Below are 20,946 nucleotides of genomic sequence, written 5' to 3'. Positions count from 1 at the left end.
TAAGCACACATATGCGCTTAAATCTTGGTTTTGAGGAATGAGTCACCACGAATGACCGCTATAAGCACGTATATGCTCTTAAAGCCAACAAACCGGCTGTGTTCCCGAGCAATAAGCACACATATGCGCTTATAGCATGACTTCGACGCAAGAAACAAGCCATTCTAGCTGTTAAAGCACGGTTACTTCATTCCGATATCTTTCGAAATCGGAAACGCGGCATTCCAGCTTCATACGCGTTCCTTCCGGTTCGTAGTCTGTGGATTGCACATGGGCATGCTCATTGAAGTATGCGACCAATTTCCCTTGGCTGAAAGGAATCAAGATCTCGCATTCCATGTAGTCATCGAAGACATGGTCACGAATGAGCGAGATCAGCTCATCCAGTCCGCTCTTTTTCTTCGCGGAGATGTACACCTTATTGTCTTGCACTGCCGGGTAGGCATGCTCCGTCAAATCGCATTTATTGTAAGCGTAGATCGTCGGAATATGAAGAGCGCCCAGCTCCTTCAGCGTATCATTGGTGACGGAGACCAGTTGCTCGTAGTCTTCATGGGAGTAGTCGACAACATGCACCAGCAAGTCGGCCTCGGCTACTTCCTCCAAGGTCGAGCGGAATGCTTTCACTAGGTGATGGGGGAGCTGGCTGACGAAGCCGACCGTATCCGTCAGCAAAAATGATTTGTTGTCATGAAGCTCAATGCTTCTCACCGATGTTTCCAATGTGGCGAACAGCATATCCTGCGCAAAAACCAGCTTATTGGTGCCGGGATTGCAGTTCTCAAGGAGAGCATTCATCAAGCTGGATTTTCCCGTATTCGTATAGCCGACGAGACAGACGACAGGCACCTCGTTCTTCTGGCGCTGCTTCCGCTGAATTTGACGCCTTGCGACAAGCTTATCCAGCTCAGCCTGCAGCGCGGTAATTCTCTCCTCGATGCGCCTGCGGTCAAGCTCCAGCTTCGTTTCGCCGGCGCCCCTATTTTTGAGACCAGCCCCGCCGCCTTGCCGTCCTAATGATGCGCGCAGACCGACCAAGCGGGGAAGCATATACTGGAGCCGAGCGACCTCGACCTGAAGCTGGGCTTCTCTTGTTTTGGCACGCTCCGCAAAAATATCTAGGATCAGAATCGTCCGGTCGATGACCGTCCGCTCCAAAGCGGCCTCTAGATTGCGAATTTGGGAGGGAGACAGCTCATCGTTAAAAATAACGACATGTGCGTCATGCGCTTCAAGCAGCGCAAGCAGCTCCTGTATTTTGCCGGTCCCGATATAATGGGAAGGGTTAATGCGTGCTGCCTTCTGGCTAAGCTCATCGACTACTTCTATATAACAGGCGGCAGCCAGATTGCGAAGTTCCTCCATGGAGTAAGCAAAATCAGTTTGATTTTGAAGCTGAACACCGACGATAATCGCCTTTTGCTGCGGTTGTTCCATTATTCATCATCCTCTTAAAGGTTATTTGGTCAAACAAAAAAAACACAGGCAGCTCTGCCTGTGTTCACAGTTATGGGTAAGAGGATATCAGATAAAAAAGGGTCATCCATGAGCAATAGAACAACGAAGCCGGCCCGAAGATTAGGCGAAAAATCACCTATCACAAGTGCTGCGGAGCTACGGTTCTTCTATGCATATGGAAATTCCGTTCCAAAGGCGAATACGCAAGAAAGGGCTGTTCCCTTCACGCTTTGTCGTATTCCTAAATTTATGGGTTCCTTTAAAATGGCAGACCTATCCTGAGTCCTCTGCACACAGGCAGAGCTTTGGCGCTATTCAATTAGCAGCTGCGCAAAGACCTAACTCGGATATAGTCTATCACACGAAACCCTCCGTTCATTTAAATTAGAAACAGTGTAGCACAATCAATCGCCAAACGGCAAGTCGTAACCGAATAAAATAATGGGATAATTTAGGAGTCGCTCCAATCCTGACGCAGCGTAAACAGCTCCTTCAGCGCTTCCGTCGATAGCTCCGTAATCCAGCCTTCGGAGCTTGCGATCACGTTTTCGCTAAGCTGCTGCTTGTTCTCCAGCATCTCATCGATACGTTCCTCAAGTGTACCGAGCGAAATGAATTTATGCACCTGGACATCGCGTGTTTGCCCCATGCGGTAAGCGCGATCGGTCGCCTGATTCTCGACGGCGGGATTCCACCAGCGATCGAAATGGAACACATGGTTAGCCGCTGTTAGATTAAGCCCGACTCCTCCGGCTTTGATGGACAAAATAAATACGTTTGGCTGCTCGGTAGGCGGCAGCGCATTCGATTGGAATTTCTCGATCATTCGATCCCTCGCCAGCTTGGACGTGCTGCCATTCAAGTAAAGGATCGGCTCCTGCAGCACTTGCTGCAGCACCGCTTTCAGCAGCTCTCCCATCCCGATATACTGCGTGAAAACAAGGCAGCGCTCCCCCTCGTCCCGTAGCTCTCTCACCATAGCGAGCAGCCGTTCGAGCTTTGCGGAACGGTTGATTAACGTCTCCGTATCCATCTCCGCGCCAGCCGAAGCGGATACCTCAACAATCTGCTCCTTCGCCAGAAGCATCGGATGATCGCATATTTGCTTAAGCTGCATAATCGCAGATAGTATGGCGCCTTTGCGTTCAATACCTTCAAGCTTTTGCATGCGGTCCATAAGCTGATTGACGGTTTGATTATAGAGTGCCCCCTGCTCGGCTGTCAGGTGAATGTAGGTTTTCATCTCGTTCTTATCCGGCAAATCGAGCTGGATTGCCGGGTCCTTCTTCTTGCGGCGAAGCATAAACGGCTTGACGAGCTTTTGCAGATCTGCGGTACGCTCTGCATTGTGTTCTTTCTCGATCGGGTTGCTGAATCGCTGCTGAAAACCATGGGCGCTGCCTAGAAATCCCGGGTTCATGAAGTCGTAGATCGACCACAGCTCAGAAAGGCGATTCTCAATCGGCGTGCCGGTCAGCGCGATCCGATGCTTGGCTGACAAGCTGCGCACCGCCGCGGACTGCTTGGTCTGCGCGTTTTTAATATTTTGCGCCTCGTCGAGGCAAATCGCTTCCCAAGTGAAGCTCTTAAGCAGCTCCTGATCAAGCGTTGCCGTTGCAAATGAAGTAAGAATGACATCAACATGCTGGATTTCCGCATGAAAAGCATCGCCCTCCAGGCGTCTGCTGCCATAGTGAAGCATAACGCTCAGCGATGGCGCGAATCGGCTGATCTCCTTCTGCCAGTTGCCGAGAACCGATGTCGGGCAAATGATTAGTGCAGGAAGCCGATTATCCGTATGTGCTGTGCTTTCCTTGAGATTCAATAAATAAGCGATAAGCTGCACGGTTTTGCCAAGTCCCATATCGTCAGCGAGACAGGCGCCAAGCCCGAAGCGCCGCAAGAAGGACAGCCAAGCAAAGCCCTCGCGCTGATAAGGACGCAGCTCTGCCTTCAGCCCAGCAGGGACATCAAGCTCAGGCCACTCCGACTTCTGGCTGAGCTGGCTGACGAGCTTCATCAGATGCTCGTTCAGCTCGACCTCCAGCTGGATGCGCTGCGCTTGCTCCAAGTCTTGTTCAGGCTGCTCATCCTCTTGCCCTTCGCTGCTGCTCAGCAAATGCAGCTGTAGCACATCTTGAAAGGACAGTCCCTCGGAGCGGTCTATACCAGCCATCGCTTTACGGATCTGCGCGAGCAACGCGGGATCAAGCGATATCCATTGACCGCGGAAGCGGACCAGACGCTCATTGCGGGCAACCAGCTCGTTGAATTCAGTCTCGGAGAGATCGGTCTCGCCGATCGCGATCCGCCAGTCAAAGTCAATCAGCGTATCAAGCCCGAACAAAGACTCGCCGGTACTCTCGGCACGGGTGCTGACCTTGGCGCGAAGCCGCGGCTTCTTGCGGCTCGCGGTTTCCCACCATGCGGGAAACAGCACCTGCCAGCCAGCTTCCAACAGCCGTGGACTGTCCACAGCTAGGAAGCGCCATGCAGCGTCATTTGCCATGGGGGCGTTCAGCAGATCCTCTGCATGCCCGGAAAGCAGCTCTTTAGGCAGGCTGGCGCGCAGTCGATTCAGCCAGCCGGCAGAGCGCTCGCGCACAGCATTCGTCCAGGAAGCGGGCCATGAACCGAATGCTTCCCCCGTTTCCGACAGCCGGACCGGCGCAAGCACCGCTTGGTCGAGCTTGTCCTGCAGAACGAGCTTAAGCTGCCAAGGTGTATCCATATCCTCTGGCTCTATGAGCTGCAGCAATGGACGGAATGGGGCTTGATCGGCTTTCCAGCCTATCGCGATGAGCCACGCCTGCGCATCCAAGCCCGCAGACGATGCTTGATTCTTCGCGAAGAGCAGCGGATATTCTCTTCGTAAATCGGCCGCAGTCGTTTCCGTCCCATACCAAACGTCGAATAGGGCAGCAGAGAATGCCGCTTGCAGCCCTTCCCGAGTCGCGTCGTCCGCGTTAGCAGCCTCAAGCGCTGCTTGTATTTGTTTCTGTAACGCCGCGTTATCCCAAGTCCATTGCAGCTTTCCCGCCCTGTAGGCAGAGAAGCTTGGCATATAGCGCTTGGCTTCGATTTCCGCAGCCAGCAAAGGCGCAAGCAGAACGAGCTGCTCCGCAAATTCTCCCCAAACCCACTCCACATGCTCAAGCAGCTTCATTTCCGCGAAGAAGGGAAGAACCTGCTCGGCAGGAAGCAGAACGAGCTCCAGTCCCTGAACCTGCTGAACCGCAAGCTCCGTACCGTAGAAGGAGGCCTCGTGCCAGGCGAACAAGCTTTGCTTTAAGCGGAGGCCGGTTAAATAGTCGTCCGTGCCGCTTATGCCATATAGAAGGGCGTCGCCATGCGTCGTTAAATTAACATGAACCGCAATGGATTTTGTATGTATGCTCATGGAATTAGTTTTCCTCTCCGGAGCTCCTCCTGCAAAGCGCGAAGCCGGCTGTTGCGTGAGGCGAAGGCCGTAATATACGTTTCCCAGCGCTCCTCGTCCTTCATTTTTTTGTATAGCTTAGCGAGCCGTTTAAACAGCTTTACCGCCGCTTTGTAGCCGTCTCTATTTTTGAGCAGAACATATCTCTCCGCTGCCTGATGAAAGAAGGGAAGCAGCAGCTCAGGCGCATGTTTCTCGATTGGCGCAAATACGCTGACGCGATACTCCAGCGGCTCGCTGCTTGTACTTAGCTGATAGTCGATCCACTGCTGCCATTTGGCGTGTCGGAGCAGCTTTTCTACATAGATGGCGTTCGTATAAGGCAGCATCTGAATAAGCGGCTCCCACATTTGCTGCTCCGCACCGGGAATATGTTCAATGACGCTATCCCAGTAGTGATAAAAGCTTGTCAAACTATTCAGCCGTTGATTCTCCATAAAAGGAGCAGCGGCAACAAGCCATTTCCTTAGGCGCTGCCACTCCTTTGCCTCTTGTATCACGGCTAGCATCGGGAACAGATCCTCGGGACGGACGGCGATGCTGCCGCTCATTTCCTTCAGTTGTGCAAGCGCTTCTTCATCGCGGCGCAAATAGAGACATATCCAGCTTTGAGCAAGCAGCCACGGGTAACGGGAAAGCGTTGAGCCAAGCTCATCCGGTGCCTGCTTAAGCAGCTGCAGCTCGTCCGCAAATAGACTTGAATCATGCTGATAGGGGGAAATCCAAAAGCGCCAAAGCGAGATATACGAATGGTAGAAATATAGTTTGGTGCTGGCTTCCGTCAGCATTTGCCCTCGCAAATAGGCGAGTATGTCGTTTATGCGCTGCCAGTAGCTCGGCTCATCGGCGACTTCAGCCTTATTTTCAAATATGCGCTCAAGCGCCTTCACCATATCGGAAATAGCGGCATGCGTGTGAAAGCCGATAAAAGAACCCGGCTTCGAAGCATGGTTCGGTGCCTTGTTCAGCAGCATCGCCAGAACATAAAGGTGGGCGCTCAGCTCGAACAGGCCACTGCTGGCAGGAGAAAGCGCAGGTTTTATTTGGTTAATGGACGATAAGGCTTCCTTAACAAAGGAAGGGTTCCGGGTATGATCAGCCAAGTAGGCGGTACGCTGCTCAAACAGCTCGTGCCACTTGGCAATGCTCATGGTATCAATTGGTTTCATGACGGATAGGTCTCCCGAGCGAATTAGGTTTATTTTCGAATAAGGTTATTATATCATTTATCTAAAGAAGCTAGGCGAGCTATTGAAGAAGTTGGACTTGCGGTATAATTATTTTTAATATCCAATTTCTCTTTATTTTATGATATATTAAGAAAAAAGTAATTTCTAAAAAAGTAATTTTTATGAAAAGTTGATGGGCATGGGGGTACTTATGCTAGGTTATTTTAAAGATTTTGTATTGAACATATTTATCATATGCTCCCCGCTAGCTTTATACCCGTATATCCATAAAACCAAGAGCAACGTGCTTCTTTATCGTTTTTTCGTGAGCATCCTCTTTTCGCTCGCCATTATGATGACGATGTCTTTTCCCATTAATTTAAATGGCTTAATCTATGATTTCAGGTCGATTCCACTCGCAATCGGCGCACTTTATGGCGGACTGCATGTATCGATATTTTTGTATGTGGTGCTCATGCTGTATCGCAATTTTCTTCACAGCCCAAATGAATGGGTGTATGTCATCTCAATAATCCCAAGCTTTGTCGTTTATCTTTTCCTGTACAAACGCTTTCGTTCATTACCAATCGTTCGGAAGATAGCTGTGGTCATCTTGTATTGCTCACTCATTAAGCTGTTAACCTTTTCGACGTATCATTTATTAACAGGGCAAATGGAGATGCTGTTTATAAAGCCAACGGCTACCTTGCAAACATATGTGCTCCAAGCTATAATTGCGGGGATTTGCGCATATATCATCCATATTCAGGATCAATTTTTTCTGATGCAGGAGGAGATGGTCAGGAGCGAGAAGATGAAAATTGTCGGTGACATGGCCGCATCCGTGGCGCATGAAATTCGAAACCCGCTTACCACCATTAGAGGGTTTATTCATTTATTTGCTACAGCTAATCTCGAAAATGAAAAGAAGGAAACGTATAGAAAAATATGCTTCGAGGAACTAGACCGTGCGGAGCTGATTATTGCGGATTACCTCTCGCTCGCCAAGCCTGATCCTGAGGTCGTCGAAGCGATCAATATCAATGAAGAAATTCATTACTTATCGAATGTACTTATGACCTATGCGAACTACCACAATATTCAAATTGATGTCGATACAACAGAAGAGCATGATTTTCACATACAAGGAGATCGATATAAGTTCCGTCAGGCACTCATCAATATTGGCAAAAATGCGATCGAAGCCATGCAGGGCGGCGGTTTATTAGAGCTTAAAACGGACATTCGCAATGATCATGCCCTTATCATATTAAGCGATAATGGGAGCGGAATGGCGCCGGAGCAAATGAAGAGGCTTGGCACGCCTTATTACTCCACTAAGGAGAAGGGAACAGGCCTTGGAACGATGGTTTCCTTTAGCATTATTAAGAAGATGAACGGAAAAATCGATATTAAGAGCGAGCTGGGAATAGGTACGGAGTTTTATCTCAGCTTCCCGAAAGCGAATTGAAATCTTTTTTTTGATAAAATTTTCATCCTGCTAAGATTATCGCGCCGTTCGTGCTATAATTAAGAGGTGCAGTCAATAAAAATCATTGACTATGGTAAAGGAGTCGGAAATATGCAGGTAGTATTTGAAGACTGGGATCAAAAGGTTAAAAAGACGTTTAATGCGACCAGCAAGCAGGTTGTATTGACCGTAACCGAGGCCGGTGATCTCTTGGGCCTTACAAAGGACCAGATGAAGGTGTATGTGCTTAAGCATAACCTGACGAAGGTTGCGATTAATCGCAGCGTCCACAGATATCTATTACTGAAAAGCGAAATAGATGAGATCCTAGGAAAAGCCTAATATGTACGATCAGCCACAACCTCCGCTGAGGTTGTGGTTTTTTGTTGTTTCATAAAACGCGAGGCATGCTGCAATTTTGTACATAATTACCATCGATTTTGTGAACTATAGGAATGGTACATACATGCATGGGGAATGGGGTTGTTCAAGATGACGACTATAGGCGTAGCAGCTGCGGCTATCTTGGCTTCGCTGCTTCTTGCTCTTCTTGACATGGGCGTATATCGCGAATCCTTTGGACTTGCGTTCCATAAGCAGTCTCTGGCTTATAATAGCTGGCAAACCTATTTGATCGTAATAGGTGCTTTTATCCTTGCCCAAATTCAAGATTGGCGAAGCCATAAACGTTCTAAAGGCAGGCAGCATTCGCAGCGAATAAGAGGCGAGCAGCACCGTGATAGGAATAAGCGATGACCAATAAAATGACTATGTTTCAAAGCTATAGCCTCATGCTTGTTTTACTATTAGGCACGTCAATCCTCTTTGGGACTCCAAAGCTGGTGCCGGATGTATGGCTGGTTCAAGTCATTACCATCGTTCCAGCGCTCTTATTGTTTCTGTTCTATACGACTATGGTTTCTTCAGAGTCGCCGAAAGGGCTGTACGCCCTCTTGGTTGCAGCTTGGGGCAGCATACTTGGAAAAGCGTTTGTACTGTGCTACACCATTTATTTTCTATATATTGCAGCACGGAATGTTAGGGATATGCTGGAATTAGTCATGACCACGCTATTGCGTATAACGCCACAGGAGATCGTTGTCGTGCTGTTTGTACTCGCAATCGCTTATGCAACGTATGGAGGCACGCTGGCATTAGGAAGGTTATCGGAAGTTATTATTGGACTGATTATTTTGTTTTTTATTGCAATAGCTGCTCTTTTGCTCTTGAGCGGGTCGCTAGACGTGCAAAAAATGCTTCCTTTTTTGTCCAAAGGAATCGTCCCCGTTATCAAGACTAGCTTCGAAAGCTCCTTGTGGTTTCCTTATGGGGAACTGATCGTGTTTCTCGTTTTGTGTCCGCGGATGGGCGGGAAAAGCTTATTTCGCAAGGCTGGAGTGAGGGCGGTTATAAGCGCAGGCATTATGTTAGCCTTCTCTGATTTGCTGCAAATATGGTCGATGGGGATGGAGTACGAGAAGTATTCGACTTTTCCGCTGCTGGATGCGGCAAGGCTCATTAATGTATTGGATTTTATAAACCGCATGGATGCTCTTGTTGCCTTGATCACTATTTTCGGCGTTTTTTTAAAATGCACCGTTTTTTTATATGCAGGCGCCAAAGGGTTGTCTTTCGTATTTCGGAGGTCAAGCCGGACTTACATCTATCCGCTCGCCATGTTGATTGGAGCAATGTCAATCATCGTCACGAAAAACTTTGCTGAGCATTCGGAGGAAGGGCTTCATTTTGTGATCTATTTCCTGCACATTCCGTTTCAGTTTGTGCTTCCGCTCCTTACGGGAGCTTTGATTTGGATTCGTTCTAAACGAAAGGGAGGCAATGCGAGTGAACCGATCAAACCAACCTTCACAAAGTCAGATGGATAGTCAGTCTATCCAGTCGATCGATCAAGTTCGCTCCTATGTAACGGATATTTTCGGGAGTACGGACGACCTTGCCGTTGTGGCGGTTCGTGTCGGAGAAACGAGCGGGCTGCTCTGCTATTTGGAGACGATGACGAGCGTCCCTTTTATTATGGATAATATCGTAAGGCCGCTATCGCATATGAATGCAAGTGAAGAGGTTAACAGCACCGAGGCGATGCTGGAAGGTTTGATGGAGCAGTATTACGCAGGGTTGTCCTGTGAGCTTATAAACGATCTGAAGGAGCTTGCGCATAAGCTGGTTGCCGGTTATGCCGGCTTAGCGATTGATGGAGCGTCTTCGATACTTATGTTAGACGTGAAGAAGATGGATAACCGAACGGTCGCTGAGCCTACTTCACAGGGCGTCGTAAGAGGGCCAAAGGATGGCTTTACCGAATCCGCGGAAACGAATATGAGCTTAATCCGCAGGCGTTTGATCAATGAGAAGCTGCGCTTTGAAAAATATGCAGTAGGCGCAAAATCGCGTACTGCCGTGTACATAGCCTACTTGGAGGGAGGAGTCGACTCCAAGGTGCTGGATAAGATCAGGAAAAGGCTGCAAATGAGTCAAATGACGAGCGTGATGGATTCCGGCAATTTAGAGGAGCTTCTTAGACCAAGAAGCTTCTCTTTGTTCCCGACTGTATCCAGCACCGAGCGGCCGGATGCGGTTTGTTCTTCCATCCTGGAGGCGAAGGCCGCTATTATTGTGAACGGCAGCCCGTTTGTGCTGGTTGTTCCTGCGGTTATGAACGATTTTTTCAAGTCGCCGGAGGACCATTATCAGTGGTTTGCTTTCGGTACCTTTACGAGGCTATTGCGGTACTTAGCTTTCTTCTTCTCGCTGTTCGTTCCTGCCATCTATATAGCGGTAACGACCTTTCATGCAGAATTGATACCAACGGTGCTGCTGACAAGCATAGTGGCGCAGCGGGAGGGCATCCCTTTCCCGGCCGTTATCGAAATCTTATTAATGGAAATTACGTTTGAAATCCTGCGCGAGGCAGGAACGCGTATGCCTCGGGTCGTCGGGCAAACGATATCCATCGTAGGAGCCTTAGTGCTCGGCGAGGCAGCCGTTCAAGCGGGAATCGTATCGAGCATCAACGTCATCGTGGTGTCGTTGACCGCTATCTCCGGCTTCGCTGCTCCTATTTACACCTTCGGCACCAACGTTCGCCTTTTGCGGTTTGGATTTATTTTTCTAGCTGGGCTGCTGGGGCTCTATGGCGTTATTTTGGGGGCTGTCTTCCTGTTGGTCCATTTGGTTAGAATACAATCCTTCGGCGTTGCTTATCTGTCTCCGCTCGCCCCGTTTCGGGCCAGCAATCAGAAGGATGCGATCTTGATCTTTCAGACACCCTTGCCCGATGAGGGGATTGGAGGGGAGAGCCGTGAATAAAGCAGCTGGACTTCTTCTTGCCGTATGTATGTCAGCCGCCTCGCTTTCTATAGCAGGCTGCTGGGACAGTACGGAGCTGAATAAAACATCCCTTATTACAGGGATTGCCTTGGAGCCCGGAAAACATGGCAAGCTGCGGCTCACCGTGGAGACGATGATTCCTAAACGGCCGGAAGAGAGCAAGGAAACAACGCCGTCCATCGTGCAATCCTTGGAAGGGAATTCGCTGCCCGATCTTTTGGTTCGGTTCAACGAAAGCTTGGATCGCAGCCTGCTTATCTCCCATATTGACGTTATTATCATCGATGAACGGTTGGCTCGCCAGGGGATTCAGCATTTATTGGACCCGCTGCAGCGCACGAGATTTATTCGGGAGGATGTCTTAGTCTTACTCTCGGAAGGCGTTCACGCCTCCCAAATTTACAAGGTTCTTTATCCTAGGAACTTGCAAGCCTCCTCCAAAATTGTCTCTCAAATAAAGAGCTACCGTTCCTCAAGGGGAGGTGTTCCCCAAAGCCGGCTATACGATGCCTCGGGAGCCTTTTTGGCCGAAGGAAGAGAGCTGATACTTGGTTCAATCTCGCTTAAGGGCTCCATGAAGGGTGCCGATAAAATAGAAAGCATTAAGATGGTTTCGCCGAAGGCATCCATCGTCATAACCGGAGCGGGCATCTTCTCAGAGGACAAGCTAAAGGGCTTCATTTCTGTCGAGGAAAGCAGAATGGTGATGATGGCGAGCAATCAGGTTAAGACGACGATCCTTGCCATTCCGTATCGTAAGCATGATGTGTCTATCCGCCTTCGTCATATTGATTCTGATATCAAAGCTTTCGTGGATGAGGGGAAAGTGAAGCTTCAGGTTAAGCTGGAGGCAGACGGCGCGGTTTCAAGCATTGACGAATCGATCGATATCACGAAGATTTCGGGCTACGAGTTGCTGGAGAAGCTGGGCTCGGATTATATGGAGCAGCAAATGAGCGAAGCGATTCGAAGCATACAGAAGAGGTTCGGCTTGGATGTATTCGGCTTCGGAGAGCACATGTATCGTATGCATTATGCGCAATTCGCTCCGCTCGCCGGAAGATGGAATGAAGTATTCGCGAGCACACCAGTAACGGTTAAAGTCAATATTCGGATTCGTCGCTCCGAATTGAAGACGAACCATATCAGAAACGAGGGAATTGGGCCTTAGCTCACATGATCTGGAAGAGATAGGGACGTTAAAAGGAGGATATGGCAGGATGTTTTCGAATAGCTGGCAGTAGTTTCCGCTCATTCCTCCTTAGACGGGATTATTAGATATAGCGCAGCCTGATGCGGTTTTCCAATAGGTTTAGCATTCGTTATACTTATATAGACCGATTGGAAAACATAAGCTGGAGGGTGATTTTACTTGACTTACATGGACATGTTAGGACGTCGGAGCATTATTTTGAAGCGGAATATTGGCAATTTAGTCATTAAAGACAACAAGCAAGGATTAAGCGCGCAGGAAAGCAATTTTTATCAAAATATGATTAAAGAATGGCATCAGAACGAGAGCGAATTGAACGCGGTTCGAAAGCACCCGTGATGGATAAGCAGGAATAAAGGCCATGGAAGGGGTTGTTTTGCAAGGCTATAGCCTTGTGAAGCAGCCCTCTTCATTTATATGGATAATAAGCAAAATCAACTTCGCGAGCAATATAAGGTATAATACATAGATGATGTGATTTGGCAGAAATAGATAAACGGAGGTTTCTTGCTATGTTGGCGGTTGATAGAGCGGCGTACCTCACGATGGATGACGGTCCTGCCGAAGATTTTATGGAGAAGGTCGAGTATTTGAACGGAAAAGGAATACGGGCGATTTGGTTTTGTGCCGGCGAAGCGCTGGAGAGGTTTTCGGAAGAGGCTAAGCATGCGATTAAGACGGGACATGTGATTGGCAGCCGCGGCTACGATTGTGCTGACTTCTCTGCAATCAGCTTATTGGATGTGAGAGGACAGCTGGAGCGATCCGATAGAATAATAGAACGGTTATATGCGGAGGCAGAGGTTGAGAGGCCGTCAAAAGTATTTCGATATCCGTATATGCAGGATGAGACGAAGGATGAGCATTTTGCAGCGATAGAGCAGCTGTTGGAGCAGCTCGGTTACCAGCACCCATCCTTTGAAAATATTCAATGCGCTGCGCCAAGCGAGGCGAGCCTGAAGCCGGGAATCCATGTTTCTTGCACGCTGGATACTTTTGATTTGGGATCGGACGGCGCTCTATGCGAATCGAGCGATTCACAAGCCTCTAACGGAAGTGAGATCATTATGATCCATGACTGGATCTCGGCGGGGCCTTTCAAGGCGCTCGTAGATAAGCTGCTTGCGAGGGGTGTGGCCTTTAGGCTGCCGAAGGAAATGAGCCTGAATGTACAATTGATTTAACACGAAGACTCCTCCGATTCGGAAGACATCTGCAGCAGAGCTTCTTCCAGTGTTTTTGAGTCATTCGCAAGCCTTTTGAGTTCAGTAATTTGACCGTTGAAAATGGTTCTTCCGTGATCGATAACAACTATGCGATGGCAAATATCCTCAACAACGTCGAGTCGATGGGAGGACAACAGCACGCCTGCCTTCTGATCATTGGCATACCGGGTAAGAAAAGATTTAGTCCCTTTAGTTGCGACTGCATCGTAGCCTGTCATTGGCTCATCCAATATTAATGCGGGAGGATAATGGATGACTCCGGTAATGAGCGCGACCTTCTGTTTCATCCCATTGGAAAGGGTCTTAATAAACTCATTCCGCTTATCGTTCAGTTGGAAGGCGTTCAGCAGAGCGTTCATCCTCTCTTGCACGATTCGGTCGTCAAGTCGATGCAAGCTGGCAGTAAAGCGAATCATCTCCTCCACAGTTAGCAAGGGATAGAGATAATAATCAGAAGGAACATAGCCTAATTTCCCACTGTCACAACCCGAGTTTTTCCTAGATGTGCCCTTGTTTTCAACAGGAGCGATAGTTATTGATCCTTCAGATGGCTGCATGAGTCCTGTTATGCATTTCAGCACTGTTGTCTTGCCTGCACCATTATGGCCAAGAAGGCCAACAATCTCTCCTTGCCCCACCTCGAATGCAACTTGTTCAACGGCAGGCTGCTTGGTCCCTTTATATTGAAATGAAATATTGCTTACTTGAATAGCTGGCATTATAGCTTCCACTCCTTCCACCAAGTTCTTCTGAGCAGCCATGCCGCTGTGGCGCTCCATAAGGTACAAGTTAGCACAAGTCCCAGCAGAGAAACCAAGAAAAACATACTTTCATCAAGTCGCTTGCCAAACAATAGGGCTCCGCTCGTTCCGATAATCGTGATGTTGAAGAGCTCGAAAGTTCGAGTCAGCAACGACTCCAACAATCCCGCTTTCTCGGAGGTGTTAATTCGAGATTCATCCTCCCAGTCGAATCTGGGGAACATAGCAGTTGAGACCACTGTGCCTAGGCTGGATATTACATTAATCAGCAGCATACTGATTAAACTTACGCCGAACATTGCAGGTGTAATATCCATAACGGCTGCGAGTATGAGAGTCGAGAACAAGACTAGACCGGTAATCAGGGAGAGATGAAGCACCAGTTTGGAGATAATTATGGCATGAGGCTTACGCAAGTGAGCGAGCAGCACGGACATCATCATGCCTTCCGCATCTACGCTTGTTACCCTGGCCACAAGATCGCTGGCGAATGATGCTAGGAATAACTGAGCAGCGAATAGAGCTGAGAAAGAGAAGGCGGAGTACTCTATCCATCCTAATTCGCGTACAGCAAGTCCAATTCCGCCGAGTGCCATGAGAACCATGATAAAGGCCTTTATCTGAGGGATGACTCGGTAGCTGTCGCGTGAGAGGAGAATAAGATCTTTGAGCACGAGATTGCGAACTCGATTGCTGCCGCTAAAGGTGACGGCAAGACGTCCTCGAGACCTCCGAAGCCCTTCCGGCAGATTCGTTTGCAAGGCTAGTAATTTGCCCTCATTCTTCGCTAATAGCAGCCAGACGAGCATCCACAAGATGAGGACTAGAAGGAAGAAGATAATCTCGCCTTTATATAACAACCAGTTGGTCGGAATGGCCATTGTCCTTATTAGTCCAAGCCACCCTGTCATACTGTTCATCTCAAACGGAAACAAGAAGGAAATATCTCTCTTCACCGTCCACTTCACGATCATATAACACACGGAGGAAACGAACAGTGACTTTGCAAGGAAGAATGCTAGCTCGGAGCCGAGGGAACGCTTACGGCTAGGGTTGTAATACAAGTAATTCAGCAGCAGTACGATGGTTCGAAGGGCTAATGCCCCAGCTGCTAAAGCAAACAATCCATATGTATACCAGCCTACTGGGATTGAATTAGCGAATATTTGATTGAAAGATATGGATGCTCCTAGTACAACTGGCACGAGAGAGAAAAGGAACTGCCAGGGAAAGACGTCTATCAGCTTAGCTAGCTGCATGATCGTAATACGTCCGTGATGAACGTTAATAAACGCCCAATCCTTGGAGTGGAAGGCTCGAATATAGGTCTCTTGATAAGTTCCGCAAGCGAACGTCACTCCGAGGAACAGGTAGATAAACGAGAAGGCAATGCTAATGTGGTCCCATTCCGGAACAAGACCTCCTGCTCTGCTTAACAGGAAGAGCGCGTGGAACAAATAATAGGATAATAAAACGACAAGAGTTGGCGCGCCAATGAATAAACATACAATGTGATAAGTATTGAACCGAGCTGATACGCTGAATTGGCATACAAACCAGCGGAAGTAAAGCAGGTGCTGGAGGTGAAGCATCGTTAATAATTCCCTCATTCTTTACCTCATCCTGACTAAAAAGTATAGTAAGCAGCGATAATCTTGAATGACGCATCCTGTCCAAGCTGCTTAAGAATATAGCTTCGTATAAATTCTGTATTTCATATTTCTTTTCCAGCCTCATTATATTACAGTAAGTTCCAGTAAACTACTGATATAATATGAATATTTTGTATGTAAAACCACTATCGTTACCTATTAATTTGGGATCTCAGGAGAAGCGGTTACAGCTGGTTTTCTATTTTGTATTCAGAGTACACGCACTCTTCTTTGATCTGACCGAAACAAAGTAAGCGCTTTATACGTTTAATAAGCAAGAACGTTTTTTATAGGAGAGGGGTTACCTCAGATGAGCTGGATTCCCGCGGAAAGAAGCAGTGGGTGGTGGCTGTTAGCCGGAGCATCTTCCTTGCTAGTCAGTATTTTATTGTGGATTATTCGCTTTCTCCTATTAGGTCAGCCATTTACCGGTATGCATGCTTTTCGATTTATGGTGCTAGCTATTATACTGTCCTTTTTATTCAGCTTTACTGGCTGGCTTGGGGCGAGGCGGCTATGGCTGATCTCTAACCTTGGCTTGCTGCTCGGTCTCATATTAATGGCTGTATATTCGCGAAATATGACGGGCTGGGAGGATCTGGTCAGCTTCCTTGTCTTCCTTGAAGCGGTGGCGGCAGGCTTTGTTATAGGCTTGATCATTGAGGGCGTCTTTCTCATTCGGAGATTCACTAAAAAATAGAGAGCAGTCCATATCGTGTACAGACAGCAGCACATGAGCCGACCTCGGGCGAGGTCGGCTTTATTTGTATTCACTTGACTGAATCGAAGCTTGGCGTATAAGACGTCCTTTGTTCTAAATGGAGGGAGCTGCGGGAAAGCTGGGGTTTGCTTCATCCTGGTACATAAACAGTCCATATTCCGTCATAACCGAGGAATAGCCCATTTGACGCAGCATAGCAGACAGATTGCCGCGGTGGTACGTTCCATGATTCACAACCTGTATAATAAATTCGGAATATCTGGTGTTCAAAATTCCGGCGTAAGGATTATCCAAGACAACCTCTTTCTCCAGATCCTCATGCTCGCTAATAAGCGTTTTGAATTTGACAGACAATTCGTTGTACTTCACTTCCAGCTCCTCAAGGCTGCAAGCCTCCGCATCCTCTTGGATTTGAATAGAAGCTTCCATAGCTTCATTCATGCTTTTACCCATTAGGATGTCCAGCCAACCGCAATCAACTTTGTATATATGGGCCATGACCTTCGAGACCGAAGAGAACACGCTTTGAATTTCTTGATTGTATAGATGGCGAGGAAGCTCCTTTAATCGATTAAAAATAATTTGATTTGCCCATACATGAAAGTCGTAAAATCTCACCGTGTGATGTGTCATTTTTATTACCTCCGGTTTTTAAATTTATGTATTTTACTTATGAATTCATCTTACTATGGTAACGCTGACAACATTATGTCAGGGTTGTAGAGCCGAAATGAAGAATTTATACGGCGAGAAATCAAAAAGACGACTTCAATTATGGCTGAGTTGAAAGTCGTCTTTAAGGTTTTATATAAGCAAATGGTTATGCCTTATGAATATGGTGGTCTTTTCTCGTTGTATCGCATGCTATAGCACTTGCACGCCTTCCAAGGCGACCTTAATTCTTCCATTCGTCTCCAGAACCTTGACCTTTACTTTGTGGCCAGGCTGATACTGTGGATTGTTCACCATATCAATGACTGTCTTAACGATAGCGCGGTAAGGCTCCGCATGCTCTCTTGGTATCGTTAAACCAATAAAAACCTCGGGATACCCGTTAATTTCCGTATTGGTTTGCCGAATGGAGCTTACAGTGGCATCGAATGGAATGCCGTTCTTCAAAATATGTTTGACTTCAAGGTTATCTTGGAATGATTGCCTGATGACCATGAAGGCGAGCAGGCAAAGCGGAAATGAAATTAGGATGACGACAACCAGGGATATGTTTTCACCAGTACTCACGAAGCACCAACTTTCATAGATCAAGATGGGCGTTGCTTCTTAAAATGTTATGGCTTATCTAATATCTTATCTAATACTATGAAAAGCATAGCATAACAAGCACCACTTGGAAATATTTCCAAGGTCTTATAATTGAATAGGTACTAAAGCAACTGTGAAAAAGGACAAAAGTCTATTCTGTTCAAAACAAAAAGACTGTTTCGTATGGTCATTTGACCTGAAACAGCCTTCTTGAAGACCAAATACCTATAAAATGACATGTCGTGTTAGAGGAAGGGGGTTCTTTTCACGAAGCTTTGAGCGAGATGGTCGGCATGCAAATCCTTATCGTTCTTCTTGTAATTTTCCAATACATCAATAAGATAATCGTCGGCGGGGTTGTTGGAGCGGAAAATAAACTGCTCGCTATTCTCGATATGCACATCATGGCCGCACTGCTTCAGACATGCCTCATAATCCTGAATCGTAGGCTGCGTATTTTCTTCTAAGTAGATGAGCCCGGTAAGCATCTTCGTTTCCGTGCCGTGAATAATTTTGAAATGGACGGTATATTCTCTTTTCACGCCTATTCCTCCTCGGATTCATAACGTAAAGTGTTGTTATTATTATATTAAGCTCTGCAAGCCGCGCGGAAGTATGTACATTGTGAAAGCTTCATGAATGTCTATCGATAGCAAAATAGAAAAAAGCTGCGCAGTCCTTGGACAACGCAGCTTCAAGCAGTTAGCGATAAAGTTAGACCTGTGCCACCTTGATTAGGTTGGTAGCGCCCGCTTGGCCGATTGGGACGCCTGCGGATAGGACAATGATGTCGCCTTCTTCAATCAGCCCGGTCAGCTTGGCATTGCGAGTCGCAGATTCGAACATTTCGTCCGTTGTCGTTACGACGTCGCCTTTTACCGGAATGACGCCCGATAGCAAGCAAATCTTCGGCAGCACATGGTCATGCTGCGTAATCGCAATGATCGGTGCCATCGGACGGTATTTGGATACCATGCGCGCAGTAAAGCCGCTTTCTGTCGACGTCAGAATCGCTTTCGCGCTGAGCTCAAGCGAGGAGCTTACGACGCCTTGGCTGATGACCTCGGTGATGTTTGTGCTTTGTTGTGCGCGTTTCTTGTCGAATTGCTCTTTGTAGTCGATCATGGATTCTGCTTTCTTCGCGATGGAAGCCATCGTCCGCACGGACGGAATCGGATATTTGCCGGCAGCTGTCTCGCCCGAAAGCATCACAACATCAGCGCCCTGGATAACCGCATTCGCAACGTCGCTCACTTCCGCTCTTGTTGGGCGCGGGTTAACCTGCATCGATTCCAGCATATGTGTAGCAACGATAACCGGCTTGCCTACGAGATTGCATTTGTTGATCATTTCACGCTGCATCATCGGAACATCTTCAATCGGCACCTCTACACCAAGATCACCGCGTGCGACCATAATACCGTCTGAAGCTTCAATGATCGCATCGAGGTTGAGCATGCCCTCTTCATTTTCGATTTTGGAAATAATTTGCACATGACCCGCATTCGCTTCCTCAAGAATGTTGCGGATCTCCAAAATATCCTCTGCTTTTCTAACGAACGAAGCGGCAATGATCTCAACATTATGCTGGATGCCAAAATGAATATGCACCACGTCGCGCTCCGTCACGCCTGGCAATGTCGTTTTGATACCTGGCAGGTTGACGCCTTTGCGCGGTTTCAGCGTGCCGCCGCTAATGATTTTGCAACGAATCTCCGCTCCTTCTACGGAAAGTACGGTAAGGTCAACGAGTCCGTCATCGATCAAAATCCGGTCATTCGCCTTCACAACAAGCGGCAGCTCGGCGTAATTAACGGGAAGACGAGTCGCATCGCCCAGCACATCTTCGGTCGTAAGTATCAGCTCTTCACCGATAACCAGCTCGCAAGAAGCTTCCTTCAGCTTGCCGATCCGCACCTCTGGTCCTTTTATGTCCATCATAATCGGCACGAAAGTGTTAAGCTCCCGCGCGGCTTGCCGTATATTATTCATTCGCATGACATGATCTTCTAATTCGCCGTGAGCCATATTCAGTCTGCCAACGGTCATTCCTGCTTGGATCATTTCTTTGATCGTCGAAACGGAGTCGCAAGCGGGACCCATTGTACAAATAATTTTTGTTTTTAGCATGTTGTAGGCCTCCTCGTTTTTTTCATTGTAACGCTTATGCTCGAAAGAGAATGAGAACTATAGTACAATGAATGTATTATAGTACAATGCTAGGGAGTGTGCATCATGATAGCCATTTCGGATGCTCATCAGGATAATGGAGCAGCTTGGTACGAGGAGGGAGGGGGGCGTGAGCACTCCTTTCACCTCTCGCTTGTGACGTATGGGAAATGTGTATATTGGGTGAACGAGGAGAAGGTTATTTTGGAAAAAGGCGACGTGCTCCTCATTCCAGACCATATTCCGTTCTATGGCAAAAGCATCCCAACGGTTGTGCATACGAAATACGTAATCAACTTTAGAAGAAACACGGCGGAATGCGGACTAACGCTGCTTCAGCTGCAAGAGCCGTATAAGCAAAGGCTTGGCTGCTTTGAGGTTGTGCAGGAGCGGCTGCGGGGAATTCTGAACCAGCACAAGGAAAAACCTGCCTACTATGAGCTGATGGCGGAGGCGCTGCTGATTGAAGCGCTAGTCTATTTGAATCAGGAGAAGGACCGAGGCATGATCTCCTCCGAGAAGCATCGGCGCGTAGACAGCATGAAGCAGTACATTTCCACTCATTATCGTGAGAAGGTAACGAAGGAAGAGCTGGGCGATGTCATTAACACGACACCCAATTATGCCGCTACCTTGTTCAAGTCGGTCACCAATCAGACGATCAGTGAATATGTACATAATCAACGGATGAAAACGGCGATTTACATGCTGACGGAATCCCAGCTGATGATCAGCGAAATCGCCGATTATTTAGGCTACAATGATGTTTCTTATTTTTACCGCATATTCAAGCGAAGCACGGGCAGCTCTCCGTCCGACTTCCTGCATGAGCGATCTTCCACCGAATAATAACGTGAACCTGCTGCGGTTGACAGATCAGAATGTTCAGATTACAATTTACCCATAAATAGGCATCGACCAAAGACATGATTATCAATGCGAGCTGTCCAGAGAGAGAGGCTAAGGCTGAGAGCTTCTCCAGCAATCGATTGTATAATTACCCCTTTGCAGCCGTGCTATGGAACCCGCTGATGGAATGAGCGGTTGTAAATAGCACCG

General features: G+C 47.8%; 19 protein-coding genes. 10 read left to right on the top strand and 9 right to left on the bottom strand.

Annotated elements, in window-relative coordinates; all coding sequences use genetic code 11:
• Positions 1-171: 171 nt before the first annotated feature.
• The 3 genes from hflX to AC1TPC_RS16485 form a co-directional block, all read right to left on the bottom strand.
• Complete coding sequence (gene hflX, locus AC1TPC_RS16495) at positions 172-1,437, bottom strand: GTPase HflX (RefSeq protein WP_482067915.1); 1,266 nt, start codon at positions 1,435-1,437, stop codon at positions 172-174.
• Between the two features lie 472 nt (positions 1,438-1,909).
• Positions 1,910-4,858, bottom strand: coding sequence for a DEAD/DEAH box helicase (locus AC1TPC_RS16490; RefSeq protein WP_482067914.1), 2,949 nt, complete (start codon positions 4,856-4,858; stop codon positions 1,910-1,912).
• Positions 4,855-6,066, bottom strand: a complete 1,212-nt coding sequence (locus AC1TPC_RS16485) for an SWIM zinc finger family protein (RefSeq protein ID WP_482067913.1) — start codon at positions 6,064-6,066, stop codon at positions 4,855-4,857. The genes AC1TPC_RS16490 and AC1TPC_RS16485 overlap by 4 nt, the downstream gene beginning before the upstream one ends.
• A 211-nt stretch (positions 6,067-6,277) precedes the next feature.
• Here AC1TPC_RS16485 and AC1TPC_RS16480 point away from each other — a divergent pair, with 211 nt between their 5' ends.
• From AC1TPC_RS16480 to AC1TPC_RS16445, 8 genes are all read left to right on the top strand, one after another.
• Positions 6,278-7,537 (top strand): ATP-binding protein, encoded by a 1,260-nt coding sequence (locus AC1TPC_RS16480; RefSeq protein ID WP_482067912.1) that lies wholly within the window; start codon positions 6,278-6,280, stop codon positions 7,535-7,537.
• Positions 7,538-7,648: 111 nt separating this feature from the next.
• The gene (locus tag AC1TPC_RS16475; protein WP_053373130.1) at positions 7,649-7,879 is read left to right on the top strand and encodes a hypothetical protein; all 231 of its coding nucleotides are present in this window, start codon (positions 7,649-7,651) and stop codon (positions 7,877-7,879) included.
• A gap of 150 nt (positions 7,880-8,029) precedes the next feature.
• The gene (locus tag AC1TPC_RS16470; protein WP_482067911.1) at positions 8,030-8,293 is read left to right on the top strand and encodes a hypothetical protein; all 264 of its coding nucleotides are present in this window, start codon (positions 8,030-8,032) and stop codon (positions 8,291-8,293) included.
• 8 nt (positions 8,294-8,301) lie between these two features.
• Positions 8,302-9,423 carry a GerAB/ArcD/ProY family transporter gene (locus AC1TPC_RS16465; RefSeq protein ID WP_482067910.1) on the top strand — a complete coding sequence of 374 codons (1,122 nt, stop codon included), beginning with the start codon at positions 8,302-8,304 and terminating at the stop codon, positions 9,421-9,423.
• Positions 9,383-10,864: a spore germination protein gene (locus AC1TPC_RS16460; RefSeq protein ID WP_482067909.1), complete on the top strand. Its 1,482-nt coding sequence runs from the start codon at positions 9,383-9,385 to the stop codon at positions 10,862-10,864. Before AC1TPC_RS16465 ends, AC1TPC_RS16460 begins: the two co-directional genes overlap by 41 nt.
• Positions 10,857-12,056 carry a Ger(x)C family spore germination protein gene (locus AC1TPC_RS16455; protein WP_482067908.1) on the top strand — a complete coding sequence of 400 codons (1,200 nt, stop codon included), beginning with the start codon at positions 10,857-10,859 and terminating at the stop codon, positions 12,054-12,056. The genes AC1TPC_RS16460 and AC1TPC_RS16455 overlap by 8 nt, the downstream gene beginning before the upstream one ends.
• 201 nt (positions 12,057-12,257) lie before the next feature.
• A complete protein-coding gene (locus AC1TPC_RS16450) occupies positions 12,258-12,437 on the top strand; it encodes a hypothetical protein (protein WP_482068016.1) in 180 nt (59 codons plus the stop codon).
• Positions 12,438-12,610: 173 nt separating this feature from the next.
• Positions 12,611-13,282, top strand: coding sequence for a polysaccharide deacetylase family protein (locus AC1TPC_RS16445; protein ID WP_482067907.1), 672 nt, complete (start codon positions 12,611-12,613; stop codon positions 13,280-13,282).
• On the opposite strand, the gene AC1TPC_RS16440 is transcribed toward AC1TPC_RS16445, so the two are convergent.
• Together AC1TPC_RS16440 and AC1TPC_RS16435 are read right to left on the bottom strand one after the other, a co-directional pair.
• On the bottom strand, positions 13,279-14,043 hold the full coding sequence (locus AC1TPC_RS16440; protein ID WP_482067906.1) for an ABC transporter ATP-binding protein: 765 nt from the start codon (positions 14,041-14,043) through the stop codon (positions 13,279-13,281). The genes AC1TPC_RS16445 and AC1TPC_RS16440 overlap by 4 nt on opposite strands.
• Positions 14,043-15,695, bottom strand: a complete 1,653-nt coding sequence (locus AC1TPC_RS16435) for a hypothetical protein (protein ID WP_482067905.1) — start codon at positions 15,693-15,695, stop codon at positions 14,043-14,045. The genes AC1TPC_RS16440 and AC1TPC_RS16435 overlap by 1 nt, the downstream gene beginning before the upstream one ends.
• 352 nt (positions 15,696-16,047) lie before the next feature.
• Here AC1TPC_RS16435 and AC1TPC_RS16430 point away from each other — a divergent pair, with 352 nt between their 5' ends.
• On the top strand, positions 16,048-16,437 hold the full coding sequence (locus AC1TPC_RS16430; protein WP_482067904.1) for a hypothetical protein: 390 nt from the start codon (positions 16,048-16,050) through the stop codon (positions 16,435-16,437).
• A 114-nt stretch (positions 16,438-16,551) separates the two neighbouring features.
• On the opposite strand, the gene AC1TPC_RS16425 is transcribed toward AC1TPC_RS16430, so the two are convergent.
• The 4 genes from AC1TPC_RS16425 to pyk form a co-directional block, all read right to left on the bottom strand.
• Complete coding sequence (locus AC1TPC_RS16425) at positions 16,552-17,091, bottom strand: DinB family protein (protein WP_482067903.1); 540 nt, start codon at positions 17,089-17,091, stop codon at positions 16,552-16,554.
• A 231-nt stretch (positions 17,092-17,322) separates the two neighbouring features.
• The gene (locus AC1TPC_RS16420; RefSeq protein WP_482067902.1) at positions 17,323-17,697 is read right to left on the bottom strand and encodes a hypothetical protein; all 375 of its coding nucleotides are present in this window, start codon (positions 17,695-17,697) and stop codon (positions 17,323-17,325) included.
• 266 nt (positions 17,698-17,963) lie between these two features.
• On the bottom strand, positions 17,964-18,260 hold the full coding sequence (locus tag AC1TPC_RS16415) for a hypothetical protein (protein WP_482067901.1): 297 nt from the start codon (positions 18,258-18,260) through the stop codon (positions 17,964-17,966).
• A 172-nt stretch (positions 18,261-18,432) separates the two neighbouring features.
• A complete protein-coding gene (gene pyk, locus AC1TPC_RS16410) occupies positions 18,433-19,848 on the bottom strand; it encodes a pyruvate kinase (RefSeq protein WP_482067900.1) in 1,416 nt (471 codons plus the stop codon).
• 105 nt (positions 19,849-19,953) lie between these two features.
• On the opposite strand from pyk, the gene AC1TPC_RS16405 reads away from it, so the two are divergent.
• Complete coding sequence (locus AC1TPC_RS16405; RefSeq protein ID WP_482067899.1) at positions 19,954-20,736, top strand: helix-turn-helix domain-containing protein; 783 nt, start codon at positions 19,954-19,956, stop codon at positions 20,734-20,736.
• Positions 20,737-20,946 lie beyond the last annotated feature (210 nt).

The organism is Paenibacillus sp. Y280, assembly GCF_056786335.1.
Note: the sequence above shows the minus strand (reverse complement) of the source record. Positions and strands in the feature narration are given on the sequence as shown.

Bases quoted from the DNA above. Each gene is read 5' to 3' on its own strand.
- hflX (WP_482067915.1), bottom strand. From the start codon at position 1,437: ATGGAACAACCGCAGCAAAAGGCGATTATCGTCGGTGTTCAGCTTCAA.
- AC1TPC_RS16490 (WP_482067914.1), bottom strand. From the start codon at position 4,858: ATGAGCATACATACAAAATCCATTGCGGTTCATGTTAATTTAACGACG.
- AC1TPC_RS16485 (WP_482067913.1), bottom strand. From the start codon at position 6,066: ATGAAACCAATTGATACCATGAGCATTGCCAAGTGGCACGAGCTGTTT.
- AC1TPC_RS16480 (WP_482067912.1), top strand. From the start codon at position 6,278: ATGCTAGGTTATTTTAAAGATTTTGTATTGAACATATTTATCATATGC.
- AC1TPC_RS16475 (WP_053373130.1), top strand. From the start codon at position 7,649: ATGCAGGTAGTATTTGAAGACTGGGATCAAAAGGTTAAAAAGACGTTT.
- AC1TPC_RS16470 (WP_482067911.1), top strand. From the start codon at position 8,030: ATGACGACTATAGGCGTAGCAGCTGCGGCTATCTTGGCTTCGCTGCTT.
- AC1TPC_RS16465 (WP_482067910.1), top strand. From the start codon at position 8,302: ATGACTATGTTTCAAAGCTATAGCCTCATGCTTGTTTTACTATTAGGC.
- AC1TPC_RS16445 (WP_482067907.1), top strand. From the start codon at position 12,611: ATGTTGGCGGTTGATAGAGCGGCGTACCTCACGATGGATGACGGTCCT.
- AC1TPC_RS16440 (WP_482067906.1), bottom strand. From the start codon at position 14,043: ATGCCAGCTATTCAAGTAAGCAATATTTCATTTCAATATAAAGGGACC.
- AC1TPC_RS16435 (WP_482067905.1), bottom strand. From the start codon at position 15,695: ATGAGGGAATTATTAACGATGCTTCACCTCCAGCACCTGCTTTACTTC.
- AC1TPC_RS16430 (WP_482067904.1), top strand. From the start codon at position 16,048: ATGAGCTGGATTCCCGCGGAAAGAAGCAGTGGGTGGTGGCTGTTAGCC.
- AC1TPC_RS16425 (WP_482067903.1), bottom strand. From the start codon at position 17,091: ATGACACATCACACGGTGAGATTTTACGACTTTCATGTATGGGCAAAT.
- pyk (WP_482067900.1), bottom strand. From the start codon at position 19,848: ATGCTAAAAACAAAAATTATTTGTACAATGGGTCCCGCTTGCGACTCC.
- AC1TPC_RS16405 (WP_482067899.1), top strand. From the start codon at position 19,954: ATGATAGCCATTTCGGATGCTCATCAGGATAATGGAGCAGCTTGGTAC.